The 17,800-nt window shown below is 40.4% G+C and carries 11 protein-coding genes and 1 rRNA gene; 3 read left to right on the forward strand and 9 right to left on the reverse strand.

The window, feature by feature from the left end:
- Window positions 1–134 precede the first annotated feature (134 nt).
- The 3 genes from rrf to BLR53_RS12960 all read left to right on the forward strand — a co-directional run bounded on the left by rrf (window position 135) and on the right by BLR53_RS12960 (window position 2,779).
- Window positions 135–246, forward strand: a 5S ribosomal RNA gene (gene rrf / locus BLR53_RS12950).
- A 194-nt stretch (window positions 247–440) separates the two neighbouring features.
- Entirely contained in the window at window positions 441–1,754 is a 1,314-nt protein-coding gene (locus tag BLR53_RS12955; protein WP_037441457.1) for an amidohydrolase family protein, read from the forward strand.
- A gap of 44 nt (window positions 1,755–1,798) precedes the next feature.
- Window positions 1,799–2,779 (forward strand): acyl-ACP desaturase, encoded by a 981-nt coding sequence (locus tag BLR53_RS12960; protein WP_037441456.1) that lies wholly within the window; start codon window positions 1,799–1,801, stop codon window positions 2,777–2,779.
- A 74-nt stretch (window positions 2,780–2,853) separates the two neighbouring features.
- On the opposite strand, the gene BLR53_RS12965 is transcribed toward BLR53_RS12960, so the two are convergent.
- From BLR53_RS12965 to BLR53_RS13005, 9 genes are all read right to left on the reverse strand, one after another.
- Window positions 2,854–6,252: a methylmalonyl-CoA mutase family protein gene (locus BLR53_RS12965; protein WP_074590223.1), complete on the reverse strand. Its 3,399-nt coding sequence runs from the start codon at window positions 6,250–6,252 to the stop codon at window positions 2,854–2,856.
- Window positions 6,253–6,475: 223 nt separating this feature from the next.
- Complete coding sequence (gene pafA, locus BLR53_RS12970) at window positions 6,476–8,140, reverse strand: alkaline phosphatase PafA (RefSeq protein ID WP_074590225.1); 1,665 nt, start codon at window positions 8,138–8,140, stop codon at window positions 6,476–6,478.
- Between the two features lie 68 nt (window positions 8,141–8,208).
- Window positions 8,209–9,495: a bifunctional folylpolyglutamate synthase/dihydrofolate synthase gene (locus tag BLR53_RS12975; RefSeq protein WP_074590227.1), complete on the reverse strand. Its 1,287-nt coding sequence runs from the start codon at window positions 9,493–9,495 to the stop codon at window positions 8,209–8,211.
- Between the two features lie 39 nt (window positions 9,496–9,534).
- Complete coding sequence (locus BLR53_RS12980) at window positions 9,535–10,353, reverse strand: energy transducer TonB (RefSeq protein WP_074590229.1); 819 nt, start codon at window positions 10,351–10,353, stop codon at window positions 9,535–9,537.
- Window positions 10,353–10,754 carry an ExbD/TolR family protein gene (locus tag BLR53_RS12985; protein ID WP_037441450.1) on the reverse strand — a complete coding sequence of 134 codons (402 nt, stop codon included), beginning with the start codon at window positions 10,752–10,754 and terminating at the stop codon, window positions 10,353–10,355. The genes BLR53_RS12980 and BLR53_RS12985 overlap by 1 nt, the downstream gene beginning before the upstream one ends.
- Window positions 10,754–11,464: a MotA/TolQ/ExbB proton channel family protein gene (locus BLR53_RS12990; protein ID WP_088775984.1), complete on the reverse strand. Its 711-nt coding sequence runs from the start codon at window positions 11,462–11,464 to the stop codon at window positions 10,754–10,756. The genes BLR53_RS12985 and BLR53_RS12990 overlap by 1 nt, the downstream gene beginning before the upstream one ends.
- Window positions 11,465–11,466: 2 nt before the next feature.
- Window positions 11,467–12,900: an SPOR domain-containing protein gene (locus tag BLR53_RS12995; RefSeq protein ID WP_143007873.1), complete on the reverse strand. Its 1,434-nt coding sequence runs from the start codon at window positions 12,898–12,900 to the stop codon at window positions 11,467–11,469.
- Between the two features lie 53 nt (window positions 12,901–12,953).
- The gene (locus BLR53_RS13000) at window positions 12,954–14,669 is read right to left on the reverse strand and encodes a TonB-dependent receptor (protein WP_074590234.1); all 1,716 of its coding nucleotides are present in this window, start codon (window positions 14,667–14,669) and stop codon (window positions 12,954–12,956) included.
- Window positions 14,670–14,680: 11 nt separating this feature from the next.
- Entirely contained in the window at window positions 14,681–17,698 is a 3,018-nt protein-coding gene (locus tag BLR53_RS13005; RefSeq protein WP_037441461.1) for a tetratricopeptide repeat protein, read from the reverse strand.
- Between the last annotated feature and the right edge of the window lie 102 nt (window positions 17,699–17,800).

Raw genomic sequence — 17,800 nt, forward strand, 5'->3', positions numbered from 1 at the left:
TAATACTAATCATCCGAAGCTTTCAAAAGCAGAATACTGTTGTTTGTTCTTCATACTAACTTCTTTCAATAATATGTCATTGTTTATGCAGCGAATTAATCTATGATTGTTAGCTGTACTAACATTAAAAACATTTAGGTGCCTATATCGGTGGTGTCCACCTCTTCCCATTCCGAACAGAGAAGTTAAGCCCACCAGAGCCGATGGTACTGCGGTAACACGTGGGAGAGTAGGTCGGTGCCAAATCTTAAAGAAAGCCTGTAGTGAAAACTACAGGCTTTTCTTGTTTATCAGGTTTTTTCTGCTGAAGCATATTCATGCTATAATTCTGGTGAGGCAGATCCGGTGCATTTCTTTAATTCTTCCTAATTATTTACCTCCAATTAGCCTGTTGACTACTTTGTAGTTATATCTCCGGATATTTTTTGTTATTTGTGGATATGAAAAAATTGCTCTTCACAGTTTTATGCTGTATCCCTATTTTATTATCGGCTCAAAGCAATAAATATCTGATCAAAGCAGGTCAAATGTTTGATTCGGGGAACGGCACTTTTGTAAAAGGATGTTTTATTCTTGTTAGTGGCAATAAAATTATTGAAGTCAAGAAAGAACAGGAACTTACTGATAAAGAGAGAGCTGATTATACCCTATTAGATTTAAGCGGTTATACTGTTTTACCTGGTTTAATTGACGCGCATACACATCTATTGTTTCGTGAGGAATTAAAACCTCATATGGATTACTCGGCACAATCTCTACTGAAGACGCTAACCATGGAAGGTGATGCCTACCGTGCGATATATGGGACAGTGCGCGCGAATGCCTATTTGCAGGAAGGCATAACTGCTGTTCAGGATCTAGGTAATTCGGGTCAGTTCGCTGATATCGCTTTGATGAATGCAATTGATAACGGATTAGTGCCAGGGCCAAGAATGCGTAGTTCCGGACCAGGGTTGGCAAGCGAGGGCGGGCAGCTGCCAGGTGTAATCTATAAGCACCGGCATCTTGCCGATGACGAATACCGCATCGTGAATGGACGGGATGAGATCATTAAGGCGGTCAGGGAAAATGTGAACCAAGGTGCCACCGTTATCAAAATTTTCGCGGATAACGTACCGAACCGTACTTCATTATCCGTTCAGGAGATGGAGTCGGCGGTGAAAGAGGCACACCGCTATGGTCTGCGAGTTACTGCGCATGCAACTGACGCTGAATCAATACATAATGCAGTGCTGGCAGGTGTTGACGGAATAGAACATGGTTATAATGTTCAGGATTCAACATTGCAACTGATGGCTAAAAGGGGCGTAATTCTTGTCCCTACAGATGGAGACAGCACCGTTATGGCTAATTATGCCAGGATTGCCTATCCGGGTGAAGATAGTTCCGCCGATATGGCATCTTATTTGAAAAGGCTGGCTAAGCGTTTAAACCGCGCCATCAAAATGGGCGTAACAATTGCCGCAGGTTCTGACGATTATATAGATGTAAATCTGCCTTATGGTCTCCCTTCTAAACATACTTTAATCGGCTATCATGAAGCGGGAGTTTCTATACCTGATGTGCTTAAGTTTGCTACTGTAAATGCGGCTAAACAGTTAAATTGGGAAAAAAGAATTGGCATTATCAGAAAAGGGTATTTAGCAGACATAATTGCTGTCGATATTAATCTTGAAAATGACATTAATTCTATCCTGCAGGTGCATTTTGTGATGAAAGATGGCGTGATTTATAAAGGTGGAAAGCCAATTTGATAAAATTTTGGTTATCTTTGAATATAAACTAAAACACACACAAAATGAGTTTTTTTGCTGAAAAAAGAAGGGAAGTGATGCTTCACATTGAGCAGTATATGCTTGATATGATGGATACTTACCTCAAACCGATTGATACCAATTGGCAGCCGACTGATTTCTTGCCTGTTTCGACCAGTGAAACCTTTATCCAGGATATAAAATCTTTGCGTGAAAATGCTAATGATCTTTCTTATGATCTTGTAGCAGTTCTGATCGGTGATACGATCACAGAGGAAGCTTTACCAACTTACGAGTCATGGTTAGCCATGGTTGACGGGATTTCAAGAAATGAACAAGGTGGATGGATGAAGTGGGTAAGACACTGGACTGCTGAAGAGAATAGACACGGTGACCTGTTAAATAAATATTTATATCTTTCGGGACGTGTTGATATGCGTCAGATGGAAATTTCAACTCAGTATCTGATTGCTGATGGATTTGATATTGGTACAGGCCATGATCCTTACAGGAATTTTATCTATACAAGTTTCCAGGAACTTGCTACAAATATATCTCACAGAAGGGTAGCCTCTTTAGCTAAGAAAGATGGTGATGCTTTGTTATCAAAAATGTGCGGTGTGATTGCTTCTGATGAAGCAAGACATGCTAAAGCTTATAAGGACTTCATGTCAAAGATATTTGAAGTTGATCCTAATGAAGCGATGATCGCATTTGAAGATATGATGCGTAAAAAGATTGTTATGCCAGCTCACTTCCTAAGGGAAATGGGCATGAAAATGGGACAAACTTTTGGACACTTTACCGACGCAGCACAGCGTTTAGGTGTTTATACAGCTGTAGATTACGTTGAAATTATGCAGCAGCTTATTGAAGAGTGGAAAATTGACGGTATGCGCGATTTGGACGATGCTGGTGAAAAAGCCCGTGATTATATCATGGCACTTCCCAATAGGTTACTTCGTGTTGCGGAAAGAATGAAAAATCCTACTATGGAATATAAATTCAGCTGGATTCACGCATAGGTTTAGCGTATATTATTTATAAAAAAAGGCGGATCATTATTTTGATCCGCCTTTTTTTATATTAAGAGTGTAGGTTACATATTACGTCTGTATTGCCCTCCTACAGCATATAATGCTTTAGAGATTTGTCCGAGCGAGCAGATCTTGCAGGCATCCATCAATGCTTCGAAAATATTATCTCCAAGCACAGCTTTCCGCTGCAATTCTTCCAATATCGACCCTTGAGACGCCTCATTTCTTTTTTGAAAGTTAGCTAAAGCATTGATCTGGTATTGTTTCTCCTCTTCGGTTGCACGTATCACTTCTCCAGGCGTGACTGTTGGAGATCCTTTTTTATTCAAGAAAGTATTTACTCCAACTATCGGGTATTCTCCATTATGTTTGAGTGTTTCATAATACAAACTTTCTTCCTGTATTTTTCCACGTTGATACATCGTTTCCATCGCACCCAGAACGCCTCCACGCTCATTTATCCGTTTAAATTCAGTGAGTACGGCGTCTTCTACTAAATCTGTAAGTTCTTCGATGATAAATGCACCTTGTATAGGGTTTTCATTCTTTGCCAGGCCCAACTCCCGGTTAATGATCAGTTGTATCGCCATAGCCCTGCGTACTGATTCTTCAGTAGGGGTGGTGATGGCTTCATCATATGCATTGGTATGAAGTGAATTGCAGTTATCATAAATTGCATATAAAGCCTGAAGTGTTGTCCTGATATCATTAAAGTCTATTTCTTGGGCATGTAAAGACCGCCCTGAAGTCTGGATATGGTATTTGAGCTTTTGCGAACGCTCATTTCCTTTATATTTGTTTTTTATAGCTTTTGCCCAGATACGTCTGGCGACCCTGCCGATTACAGCATATTCAGGATCTATACCATTAGAAAAGAAGAAAGACAGGTTTGGCGCAAAATCGTCAATATGCATACCTCTACTAAGGTAGTATTCTACGAAAGTAAAGCCATTACTAAGCGTGAATGCTAGCTGACTTATCGGATTGGCACCAGCCTCAGCAATGTGATAGCCTGAGATGGAAACAGAATAGAAATTTCTTACTTTTTGATCAATGAAATACTTTTGTATATCTCCCATCATCCTCAGTGCAAATTCTGTCGAAAATATGCAGGTATTCTGCGCCTGATCTTCTTTTAGAATATCTGCCTGTACTGTACCCCGCACAGTACTGATCGCATGAGCTTTTATCTTGTTATATATTGACGCAGGTAAAATTTGGTCACCGGTAACACCTAATAGCATTAAACCCAGCCCGTCATTTCCAACTGGCAACTCGCCGTTGTATACGGGTCTTTCTATATTTTTGGCAGTATATATAGCTTTAATCTTTTCTTCAGTCTCTGCTTCCAGTCCTTCGGATTTTATATATAATTCGCATTGTTGATCAATGGCGACGTTCATAAAAAAGCCTAAAAGCATGGGTGCCGGACCGTTGATTGTCATAGAAACTGACGTAGATGAGGCGCATAGATTGAAACCTGAGTAGAGTTTTTTTGCATCATCTAAGGTTGCAATACTCACCCCTGAATTCCCTATTTTACCATAAATGTCAGGTCGAATATGCGGATCTTCTCCGTATAGAGTTACCGAATCAAATGCGGTAGAGAGGCGGTGCGCCGGTTGACCTAATGATACATAATGGAAACGTTTATTTGTTCTTTCCGGGCCTCCCTCACCTGCAAACATCCTCGTGGGATCTTCTCCTTCTCTTTTTAACGGGAAGACACCTGCTGCATAAGGGAATTCTCCAGGCACATTTTCTGTAAGCAGCCAGCGGAGAATATCACCCCAATCTTTATACCTTGGAAGGGAAATTTTTGGAATCTGCAATTGTGAAAGTGACTGGTAATATAAGGGCTGTTTAATCTCTTTATCCCTGACGTGATAGATAAAGTATTCCGCTTTATACTTCTGCAGGGTTTCCGGCCACTCCCTTATCAGCCTTCTGCACTGACCATCTAGTTGTTCTTCAAGGTGTGAGCGCATATGTTCCAAAGCAATTTCCAGATCATGCCTGGCTGAAGTGCCGGATTCTGGTAAGCTTACGCCATTTTTTAAAAGTGCCAGGGTGCCCTGAAGCTGATAGAGTTTAGTAGCCAACTGGCATTGTTGTGTGACCCACTCATTATATGCCGTACTGGATTCTGCTATTTCGGCAAGATACCTTATGCGGTCGGGTGGGATGATATAAGTTTTTTCCGAAGTTTGCGAAATAAATTTCTGAGTGGTACTGAATTCAACCTTTGTTTTTGTTTTGATAGTATTGATCAGCGCGGTAAACAGGTTGTTCATACCAGGATCATTGAATTGGGAAGCCATCGTTCCATAGACGGGTATTTCGTCGTCGCCCGCATCAAATAGATTATGATTTCTTTTATATTGTTTTCTTACGTCTCTTAATGCATCCAGTGCACCCCGTTTATCAAACTTGTTGATGGCGACCAGATCTGCAAAATCGAGCATGTCTATTTTTTCGAGCTGTGTTGCTGCTCCAAATTCTGGCGTCATAACGTAAAGGGATACGTCGCAGTGTTCTGTGATTTCGGTATCGGACTGGCCAATACCGGATGTTTCTACAATGATCAGATCATAACCAGCGGCTTTACAGATATCAATACTTTCCTGTACATTAACTGAAAGAGCAAGGTTGGCTTGTCTTGTAGCGAGCGACCGCATATAGATCCTGGGATCATTTATGGCATTCATCCTGATCCTGTCGCCTAATAATGCTCCGCCAGTTTTTCTTTTGGATGGATCTACAGAAATTATTGCCATTGTTTTACCGGGAACTTCTATCAGAAATCTCCTGACCAGTTCATCTACTAGTGATGATTTTCCTGATCCTCCGGTGCCGGTAATACCCAAAACGGGCGTGTTTTTATCTTTGGAAAGCTCTTTCAATTCGTTAACAAATGACTGAGCTCCTTTAGGGTCGTTCTCCGCCACTGTTATTGCAGAGGCAATGCTTTTTACCACTTTTAATGGAATATCCTTTAGTTCGGTTGTGATGCGCGCTGTGGTAATGAAATCTGTGTTTTCAAGCATGTGATTAATCATCCCTTGTAATCCCATTTTTCTTCCATCATCCGGAGAATAGATCTTACTAATTCCGTAATCCTCCAGCTCTTTTATTTCTGCCGGTAGAATGACTCCACCGCCCCCGGCGAATATTTTGATATGTGTGGCACCTCTTTCCTGTAGCAGGTCATACATATATTTAAAGTATTCAAGATGTCCACCCTGATAAGAAGTCATGGCAATGCCCTGTACATCCTCTTGTATAGCACAGTTCACAACCTCGTCCACAGATCGGTTATGCCCTAAATGAATTACTTCGGCGCCTGAAGATTGCAAGATCCTGCGCATAATATTAATTGTAGCATCATGTCCGTCAAACAGTGCGGCCGCAGTTACGAAACGTATTTTATTTTTGGGTTGATAGCTTTGAATTTTCTCCATTAATAGAAATTATATTTGGCTCATAAAGTTAGCTATTTCTATTTAATACCGGTAAATATATGTTATGCGATATTTGTAACTAATGAGATGTAGTCAGATCTTCAGATATTGGCAGTGAGTTTCCTATTGTTTAAACGTATATACCTGGATTCGGGTATGGGGAACAGGAGAGGTAGCCGAAATAGGCGTATAAAAAAAGCCGCAGGTTATGCGGCTTTGATATTTACTGATGAGTGAGTTCGGTAATTGGCCGGCCAACTGATCCGCTCGGCATCTGAATGTGAAGCATTGCAGCAAGTGTGGCTGCGATGTCTGTCATATGATAAGTCTGATTAGTTTTGCCTGCTTTAACATTCCAGCCCATAAATACCAGCGGGATATGGGAATCATAAGGGCTCCATGAACCGTGCGTTGTGCCGGTTGCACTACCATCAAACCAATGGGGCTTCAGGATGAAATAGACATCACCACTGCGTTGTGCATTGTAACCATTTATGATCATTTCCTTTTGAATTGCGGGAAGAGTACTTTCAGATACGCGTGCTAAATCCACGGCATCAGCGAACCCATTTAATGTTTTCAGATAAGTAATGGTTGCAGCTTTAACAGCAGTAAAATCCAGCTTTTTTAATTCCGGGTTCTTGTGGTCGTAGATGATCTGGTTATTCATAGCGGTTAACGCTATTTTTTTCATCTTGAATTCTGACTCTAAATATGTATTCAGTCCGGCTACTATGTCTTTATTGCTGGTCGTTCCTGCTGGTAGTTTATTTTCTGCCATAAAACCAGGTGCATGTGCAGCACCATGATCTGCGGATATAAAGAAAAGATAATTTCCTTCACCTACAGTCTGATCCAGGTAGTTGAAGAACTCTTCCAAATCTTTGTCAAGTCTTAAATAAGTATCTTCTGCTTCAATAGAATTCGGTCCGTATTGGTGACCTACATAATCAGTTGATGAGCAGCTTACTGCAAGGAAATCTGTGATATTGTCTTTACCTAATTCTTCTGCTTTAATTGCAATCTTGGCAAGGTCCAAAGTCATTGTATTTCCATGCGGGGTGCTTCGGATCATATCGTAGTTATTTCCTGCATATAATTTTAGCTGATGAGGAAATACCGGTGCAGATTCACCTTTGTTTTTGCCTTCATAAGATTTATTATCCGCAGTACTCATAGTATACGTATCAATCGGATACATGGTATTCCAGTTTTGCTGATAGAACTTATCAGTCATTTTTAATTTATTGTAACCGGATACCCATGATGGTAATTCCTTCATGTAATAGGTACTGGTAATCCAGTCGCCCGTTTGTCCGTCATACCAGTAAGCACCTGTTGGCGTATGACCAGCGGGAAGGATAGAACCACGGTCTTTCAAAGATAAACCAATTACTTTCCCTTTAAAATTAGTCGCTATTCTAAGTTCATCTGTAATTGTGCTGCTTAGCATATTTTTAGGAGACATTACGCCGGCATTTGTAGTCGAACCTACCGTGGTTACAGTCGAATCTTCTGTACAATACACATTTCTTCTCAGAGTAGGATCGTACCAGTTATTACCGATAATCCCGTTGATTGCGGGCACAGACCCTGTATAAATACTTGTGTGACCACAGGCGGTGTAAGTTGGAGTGTAAGGTATATAGGTGTTCTCAGCTGAAAATCCTTCATTGATTAGACGTTTAAAACCTCCGTTTGTATAACGATCATAATAGCGGTATAGATAATCCCATCTCATTTGGTCTACTACCAGTCCTACAACCAGTTTTGGCCGGTCTATCGTTGCCGGATAGACGGTCTGACCTGAGTTTGGTTGTTTTTTTTGTGCAAATCCCACACTGTAAAGGCAACATAAAGCTGCAAATAGTACGTAATTTTTCTTCATTTTAATTTTTATATTGATTTTGCTGTTTGTGTAGACAGCGTTAATTAGACTTTCCTTACCGGCTAAAATTAAAGTGCTTCCGCGACGACAAATGTGCTTCCACCAATGAAAATCAAGTCGTCGGTATCTGCATTTGCTTTCGCGCCAATAATTGCAAGTTCCACGGTCTGATACATTTCCCCATATAAACCAAGTTCATTAGCTGACTTTTTGAGCTCAGCTGCTGGTAAAGCACGTTCTAGATCCGGTTGACAAAAATAATATAGAGCATCTGTCGGTAAAAGCCGCAAAACACTGGTAACATCTTTGTCACTCAGCATTCCGATAACAAAATGTAGTTTTTTGTAGGGTGTGTGACTGATGTTTTCCAGCACTTCTTTAATGCCGGCCAGGTTATGCCCTGTGTCACAGATTATGAGCGGATTTTCTTGTAATGTCTGCCATCTTCCCTGCAAACCGGTTAGATCTGTTGTGGCTGCAAGTCCTTCTCTGACTGCAGTATCAGGGATATCATAACCATTATCTCTCAATGTAAGTACGGACTGAATTACGCCAAGGATGTTTTTTAGCTGATAAGTACCTGTGAGCTGTAGCCTTAAATCTTTGAATAAACAGTCAGGTCCCAGGAAAACAGAAGTAACCAATAACGGGCCGTCTTTGTAACTGTCGGTCACAGATAATACCTTGTCTGCAAATACGATCTCGCTCGATAGTGAAACAGCCTTTGCAGTGAAGATATCATCAGTTTCTAATTGCGATTCGCCGATAACAACAGGTGTGTCTTTTTTTATAATTCCAGCCTTTTCTAAGGCTATTTCCTGCACGGTGTGCCCAAGAAGATTGGTGTGGTCAAGACTGATATTGGTGATCAAAGAAAGTTCCGGCTGAATGATATTCGTCGAATCCAGACGTCCTCCCAAACCAACTTCAATTACTGCTATATCGACTTTCTCCTGTGCAAACCAGGAAAATGCCATTGCGACTGTGACTTCAAAAAAGGAGGGTTGTATTGATTCGATTAAACTTTGCTGTTCAGCTGTAAAATCAACGACATAAGACGTCGGGATCATTGTTCCGTTGATACGGATTCTTTCCCTGAAATCTTTTAGATGCGGGGAAGTATAAAGGCCGGTTTTATACCCGGCCTTTTGTAAAATCGCGGCCAGCATATGAGAACTGGACCCTTTTCCATTTGTACCACCTATATGGATGCTCTTAAACTTGTTCTGCGGCTCATCCAGTGCCTGACAAAGAACCAGGGTATTGTGTAAATCTTTTTTCATGGCCGCAGCACCGATGCGGGTAAACATTGGAAGTCTGTTATACAGGTAATCCAGGGTTTGTGAATATGTCATGAGTTCAAACTAATACTGCAAAAGTATCAGGAATTATGATTATTTCACTTTAAAGTTGAAAACAACTACACCTACCTGAAGGTCAGGTGCTGAATCCGATTGATTTAGGCGGGCACCCATAACTGCAGTCTTACATTTATTCCACAGATCAATGTCTTGTAACGTAGTGCCTTTTACACCAGGGACAGCATCTACAACTATACCTTGCTTATTGATGGTAATTCTAACAGCAATTTTCCCTGTTTTTTGACCGTCATCCTGTGGAGTCACCAGGTTTGTAAAACGGCGCAGTGCAATTGGCGTGTTTCCAAATCCAGAACCACCTTCGCCATAATTATTTGCCAGCGGGTCTCCATTTACAGATCCTTGATTTCCAGGAGTGGAGCCAGTTCCATCGCCCTGTCCTGTTCCCTTATTAGCTTTACCTTTATATAGTGCATTTTGGTTTATAGCAGGGGGAGCTGATTTCGCTGTTACTGTGGTCGCTGCAGGTGCAGAAGGTTTAGCCGTTTTCTTAGTCTGAATACTTACGGCCTCTTCAGTATTTTGCGTTACAACTTCCTTATCACTGCTTTGCGATGATTTGACAGGAGTAACTTCCTGATCAGGAACTACTTTGTCCGGAAGCTCGTTATTGGCATTAGGATCTGCGGAGGGTTCTTCTATACTTGTATAGTCCGTACCCATTCCCTCAACTGAAGTTCCATAATTAACTACCATTCCGCCCATACCTGCTTCTTCTGCAGGCTTGAATGTGCCTATAGCAATAAAAAGACTTAGTATCAGCAATACAGCCATGATACCGGTAGAAATGGCAATGGCTTTAGGGTAGTTATTTTCCTCGTTATAGTGAGTCATTATTTTTTAGGTTCTACTGCTAATACAACTTTCAGTTTTAATTGATTTGCTACGTCGAAAACAGCCATTGTATTTTCAATTGAAACCCCTCTGGCCACATATAATACAATAGTCAGATCAGGAGATGCCTGCTGATAAGCTTCGATTGCACTTTTCATGCTTTCCAAAGTTACCGCTTGTTTCTCCACATAATATTTGAGATTTTCATCAATCGAAACAGTTACAGTTTTTTGAGCTGATGACTGTTGTCCGGATTCCGATCTCGGCAGTAATAATTTAACAACCTGTGGATTCACCACAGCGGATGCCAGGAGGAAGAACAACATCAGAAAAAACATGATATCATTCAATGCTGAAGTATGGACTTCAACGTGTCCTTTATTTCTTTTACGTAGATTCATTATTTTCCTGGCTCTTCTAATAAATCAATAAATTCCAATGCGTCAGTTTCCATTCTCAGAATGATCCGCTCCACCATTGCATTCAGAATATGATATAGAACATATGCGATGATACCAACTACCAGCCCTGTTGCTGAAGTAATCATTTTCGTATACAGACCGCCTGAAATAGTGCCGATCTCAATAGCCCCTTTAATGGAAACGTCATGGAAAATCGTGATTACACCAATAATTGTACCTACGAAACCTAACATCGGTGCTATACCGGCAACAATACCGAGGATACTGATGTTTTTCTCCAATTTTGATACCTCCAGCTTCCCAACATTTTCAATTGCAGCTTCAATATCTTTAATTGGACGTCCGATACGTTTTAATCCCTTCTCCAACATACGACCAAGCGGAGAGTTTGTATTTCTGCAAAGTGCAATTGCATTTTCCAGTCTTCCTTCATGGATGTATTGTTTGATTTGGAGCATAAGGTTTGTCTCCTGTTTAGAAGCTTTTCTTATAGTCAAATAACGTTCAACAAAAATAACCAGACCTGTAAATGCAAGTATTGCAAGGGGAATCATTACCCATCCACCTTTGATTAAAAGATCGAAAAAGTGTAACTCCTGCGCTGCTCCAGTGACAACTTGGTTAACTACGTGCGCGGTATCAGCTAATTGGTTTCCTGTATCTGTAGTAACCTGTAACAATGTGATCATATTTATTTTTGTTTGTTTTTATAAATGTAAATACCCGGTATTTTTAATCTATGAGATAACTTCTCAAGCTCCTGCTTTGCGGTCTCTTCATCCTTAAACGTTCCAATACTCATTTTTAGTCTTCTTCCAGCCATGTTCGTAACTACCTTAGCCTCAATTCCGCTTTTTTTCATTAACGCTATAAAAGCATCAGCTTCCTTCTTGTCATGCATAGAAGCGCCTATAATTTCATAGAGCGTAGCTGTGTCCAGTGTTGCGACCGGTTTGGATATTTTGGAAACAGAATCAACTATAATAGCTGGTTTGTCTTTATTTATACTGTCCTTCACTGAAGAATCAGTAAGTGGAGCTGCTGGAGACGAAACCGGGCCGGTCTGTTGGGAAGGGTGTGGCATACCGGGTTTATTTCCCGTGATTACATTAAATAAGGATGGCTGAATAACATAGGCCGCTCCTGCAATAATGCCCAGAATTAAAAGTGCATATATAATTTTAAGGTAAGCAGGTGTCCCCCTGACTTCTTCATCTTCTGACTGATAGAAGGGAACAACCGGTTCTTGCTCGATGACCGGATCTGGAGTGATTTCCTCTTTCTTTTTTAATTTCCATAACAGCTCGTCATCCTCTTTAATAATAGGTTTAGAAACAGGAGATTTAGAGCGGTAATAATTGAGCGCTTCAATTTCCGATCTAAGCTGTTCTTCAGTTTTAAACTGATCATTGATAGACTTCTTGAATATTTGCTGATCGTTTTCCGTTTTAGCTGAAGCTGAGTCCAAGGGAATAGCAGTACCTGCAGTGCTAGTCGTCTCTAACACAACCGGATTCTCCATAGGTGGCACCGGTGTGGAAATCAACGATGCCGGGTCAACTTCATCTTGCTGTATTTCGGTATCGTCCACCTCATCGTTAACTGGGGTTCCGATAGCGTCATCTGCAGCAGGAGTTTCAGGGAAGATCTCCGTTGCCGGATTATCCTGCCCGTCATTTTCAATTTCTTCAGATTGATCTGTTACTGGTATATTGACTTCAGGTGATTCCTCCACAGGCGGAAGACCGTAATATTCGCTGCCTTCAATAGCTGAGTCAGCCGGTACAAGACGTATTTTTTGATCTGTGATCAATAATTTACCAAGACTGCCAAAGTCGACTTCTTTGCCTGCTTCAAGCTGTTGGTTTATTTCCTTGCTGAACTCTTCGATAACGTAGGCCGCAGTATCAGCAGTAACATGCTTCTCCTGGCATATATATTCAGGAAGAGCAGACTCTTCCTGAATATCAGTAGTAAAATCCAGAACAAAACCAGGGGGAAGAAACGAATGAGTGTCAGCATCATACCTTCCTGGTACTTTTTTCTTATAAACTGTTCCCAACCCGGAAATGCCTACAGATTTACGGGTTTGAAGAAGTTCGGAAAGGTAAGACAAGATATCCATTCTGGTAAAAATAAATTTTAATTCTGTATCAACCAATTAATAGTTTGAATTGCCTAAAAAGAATAACTAAGCCCGCCGAATACGTTTACACCAATTGCTTGGTAGTATAGATATTTACTGTATTTGTTATTCAAAATATTGTTTGCTTTTGCAAAAACCGAGAATTGATTATTGATTTTGTAACCAGCACCAATTCCAAGATCAACGAAACCTTTAACATTGCCTAACATCTCAATATTTTTGTCAGGGATAATATAAGGGCTTGCAGGCTGAGAAGTATAGATCTTTGCGTCACTTGCATCCTGAATTGCAACAGATGCATTAAAATCAATCTTGTTGGTAATTTTATACATCAGGTTGGAGCTGATCCTTAACTGCGGTTTAAACCAGCTGTAAGATTCGGAAGCGGGTTTGTAGTCCTCCAGGTTCAGTTTTCCCGTCCATTTTAACTGATCGCTGATTTGCACGGAGATTTCACCTTCCAGACCTAATAATTTCATGTTACCAAAATCATAAATAACATCAAACTTGTTGAAGTCATTAAAGTTGTTTACGAATAGGGGCATATCAGTAATTTCCTTGCGGTATACTTTTGCTTTGTAGCCAAATCCAGGACCACCTGTACCTTTAATACCGGCGCTGAAACTCAATTTTTCAACTGAGTTCTGAATGTTGATGTTGCTGTTCAGGAATGGATTTTCATCCGTTAATTCCTTCATGGTCGTTTTATTGACATCGCCTTTTACCTCAGCAAAGATTTGCAGGTATTCTGGGATAAGCGTGAAATCAGCCGTTACAGCAGGGAAGATCCTGCTTTCGGATTTCATTCCGAATTCCTGGACAAAATTAATACCCGCATTAATTTTCACACCGTTCGTCTCTAACCTGATATAAGGATTTAAACGTAATAGGTTATTCGAAAAACTTGTGTTGATATCTTTGGTTTTACCGAAGTCAGCTGAAGCAGCTAAGCCAAGATTAAAGCTACTGATACGCTTATTCAGATAACCGTTGATCACGATTGAATTTTCTTTCGCAGCATATTGGTCAGACCATATATACCCGTTTACTTTCGCAGCATAACTGAAAGCATCTTCATCTTCCGTGTATTTATTTACAATTTCACCTTCCGCTTCGATGAAATTAAAAGCTTGTTTACCAGGATTTAAATTACGCTCAGGGTTTGTCTCATCAAAACCATAGAAATAGAGACCTTTTCTTTCATAATTCAGGCGTCCGCTCAGAACGAAATTATCCTGAATGTTACGGCCAAATATACTTAGCTGCTGTTGGTTGAATTTTTGATTTTTCAATTTGCCTTCCTGGCTAAAGTGTCTAAAAAAACCACCAACCTGTAAAGCTTCATCGCGGCCATTGTTTATATACGCCTCTCCAAGAATTGTACCTGCAGAACCACCGCCAAGCTTAACATAGTTATTGATGAGGTCGTACTCCTTTTCGGCAGCAACTTCCTGTGCATATAATTTATCGATATCAGAATTCAGTTCCAGCTTACGGTCGGTCAGGCTATAGTTAAACCTTGCTTTATAAGTTTTTACATCATTCAGATCCGGACTTCTTCTCAGCTTTACAGCTTCGGCAAGAATCGGTTTGTAAGGTCTTACCACTTCAATTTCTTCAGTTACAGCCTTATCGTCCGTTTTCTTTTCAGTAGTTTTTTCAGTAGTTTTTTTGTCCTGTGCTTTTAAGGACAAGGTACCTGCCGTGAAGCAGAAAATAGTTGTATATAGGAGTGTGCTCAATCTCATGATGCTCGTTCTTATTTAATTTTCTCTAATTTTTCTTTGGCAGTAGCCACAATTTCATCTTTACCCTCATAATTATCAATGATACTTAGCAAAGTGCTTTTAGCTTGTAATTTATCTTTCAGCGCCAGGTAATTGTCAGCGAGCAAGATGAAAGATTTTCCTACCCAGTACTCATACGAGGCCATATTGTTAATCAAATCAAAACAAGTTTTCTGCGAGCCTTTATAATCATGTTTAGCATATTGGATCGCGGCAACATTATACTTCGCCTCAGCAGCAGCTAACGTCTTCGTCTTGCTAACAACATTTGTAAATGCCTTCTGTGCAGCAGCTGTATCTGCCTTTAACAGGTAAGCTTTTCCTGCATAGAGATCAACACTGTTAATATCCTCTTCAGAAGCCTTATCTGATTCTTTAGTCAGCTGAACATATTTTAAAACGTCATCAGGCATATTCAAGGCACTGTAAGACTTCAGCAGGTTGTTAATTGCAAAGGCGTAATGAACCTTAAAATCAGCCGTAGTTTCCAGTCTTTTCAGATAGACAATAGCCTCATTATATTTATTCTGGGCCAGATATAGTTTTGAAATACTGATCAGTGAGCGCTCTGTATATTCGCTTGTCCAGTCATTCAGGATAAATTCATAATCCGGAACTGCCAGATCAGGTTTACCTAATTTTACTAGCGACTCAGCACGTATAAATCTCGCTTCCTTCGCATGAATAGATTTCGGGAATTTATCGAAGTAAGCATTCACACTTTCTACCGTAGACTGTGCATCACCTTTCAGGTAGTGATTATTAGCTGCCTGGAAGACGATATTATCTTGCTCCGCGACAGTATAGTTACCAATCGGCGTAGTATTCGCATAATCGATAAACCCATTTGCGTCACTACGGTCAACATAGATATTTTTAATGGACTCCAGAGCCTGTTTCGCTTCAGCAGAACTTGGATAGTCAGTTATAACCTTTTTGAAAGTTCCTAATGCAGCATCATCCTGATCTTGATTATACTGTACAAGTCCGATAGTTACCAGTGCACGTGGCACGTAACTACTGTTAGGATATTTGCTGAGTAAAGACGTCAGGTCATTTTTTGATTTGTCCAGATCACCCTTATTAAAATAAGTATAAGCAGTTTCAAAGCCGGCGTCATCTGCATAATTAGAAGATGGGAACTGGGCCAGTAAATTTTGCATTGTGGCTATCTTTGCATCATCCTGTCCCTGAAGACCCTGAATCATTCCACGTTGGAATAGCGCGTAATCCTCACCGGTCGAGCGGTCGCTGATGATACGATCATAATAACTTAAAGCATTACCGTAGCTTTTATTGACGAAATACGCATCTGCTAAACGGACAGTTGCATCAACCACTGTATTTTTATCTTTATCGTTACCACTAAGGAAGCGTTCGAAATAATTAGCAGCTTTTGAATATTTTTCATCTTCGAAAGCAGCATATGCCAAGGCGTAATTTGCGAAGTTGTATACTTTGGTTTTGCTCGCACCCGGCATAGTCAGAAACTTTTCGAACGTTTTTACCGATTCACCGAATTTGCGCAATTCATACATTGATTCAGCCATCCAATAGGTGCTCAGTGCATGGATTTCCTGATCGTTCGGGAATTTATTGGAACGCAGGAACATCGAAAGCGCGTTCGGGAATGCCCGTTCATTATAAAATTCCAGCCCTCTGAAGTAAGTAACTTTCTGATAAGCTTCTTCGGCCTCTGGAGACTTATTGGTTATTGGTTCCAGGATATCAATTGCAGCCTGATAATTTTTGCTGGTTAAAAGAATCTCGCCCAATAAAGTTTTAGCATCGTTCAGTTTTCTTGACGTAGGAAACTGTTTCAGGAAACTTTGGGTAGATTCCAGGGCCTGCTGGTTGAAATCAAGTTCATAACTCAACCGGGCATAGTTAATCCAGGCATCTTCCTGAGTAACCCGGTCAAATTCCAATCTTGAAGCCCTGAAGAAAGCACTTCTCGCTTTCTCCTTGTTATTCAACTTTAAAAATGAACGACCCAGTGTGTGCATACCACTCTGCAGGTAAACATCATCGGTGTTCAGCTGTTCGAGTACAGGGACAGACTCCTTGTATTGACCAAGTTGGAAAAGTGAGTAACCGTATTGATAGATGAAAAGATTATTTTTCGTAGTGCTCGTACTTTTAGCGTAGAATTCACGGAAATACTGTTCCGATTTCTTAAAGTCAGATTTTGCGAAATAAGACGCTGCAATTAAGCTCAGCATTTCTGCTTCGAACTGTTGCTTTGAGCTACTTAAAATTGGGACTGCGTAGCTGATTACATCATCATAACGCTCGTCCAGGTAATACATTGAAGTAATATAGTATGGGTAGCTTGCTTCATAAGTGGTGGAACCCTTTAACTTTTCAAAGTTTGTAAGTGCCGTTTTATATTCCTTATTCAGGTAATTGATATAGGCAAAATAATAAGTTGCGCTTTCTTGAAAAGGACCGTCGACCTTTTTAACCTCCTCGAACAATGGTTCAGCTTTCTCCATGTTCTTTTCTTCAAAATAAGCATACCCTTGTTTAAACTGATATTCAGTTCTTTGCTTTTGAGAAAGTGTTGAAGGATCTGTTTTTTCGAACCATTCCAGAGCTTTTGCGTAATTTTTTTGAGCAAAATATGCTTTACCTACATGGAAATAAGCCAGTTTGGTATTTGGATTTAATGGATATTCCCTTATAAATTTCTGAAAAAGTCCCTCTGCATCTCCATTACCGAGCTCAAGAGCACATACAGCCGCGTAGAACTTGGCGTTTTCCTTAAGCATGGAAAGTTCAGCGTTGCTTTCCTGTTGTGTTCCCGGCTTAATTCTCACTTGTTCTACCAACCTGAATTGTTGGGCGGCAGCAACATATTTTTCATTATCCAGCAGTTCGAGGCCAGTTTGGTAGTTCTTGTTCAGATTAACCAGCGAGTTTACCTGTGCATAGCCTACGCTAAGGTTCCCTGCTAGTACGAGAGGAATATAAAGGTATTTTTTTTTCATTGGATATAGTTTCTTATAGGTTATGAAGCTATGATGAGTGTCCATTCTTCATTAGCTATTTGTGTATTCTCGTTTATAAATTGAATTAAAGCCTGTATTTAA

The organism is Pedobacter antarcticus (genome assembly GCF_900103515.1).
In the GTDB taxonomy this organism is placed as follows: Bacteria; Bacteroidota; Bacteroidia; order Sphingobacteriales; family Sphingobacteriaceae; genus Pedobacter; species Pedobacter antarcticus.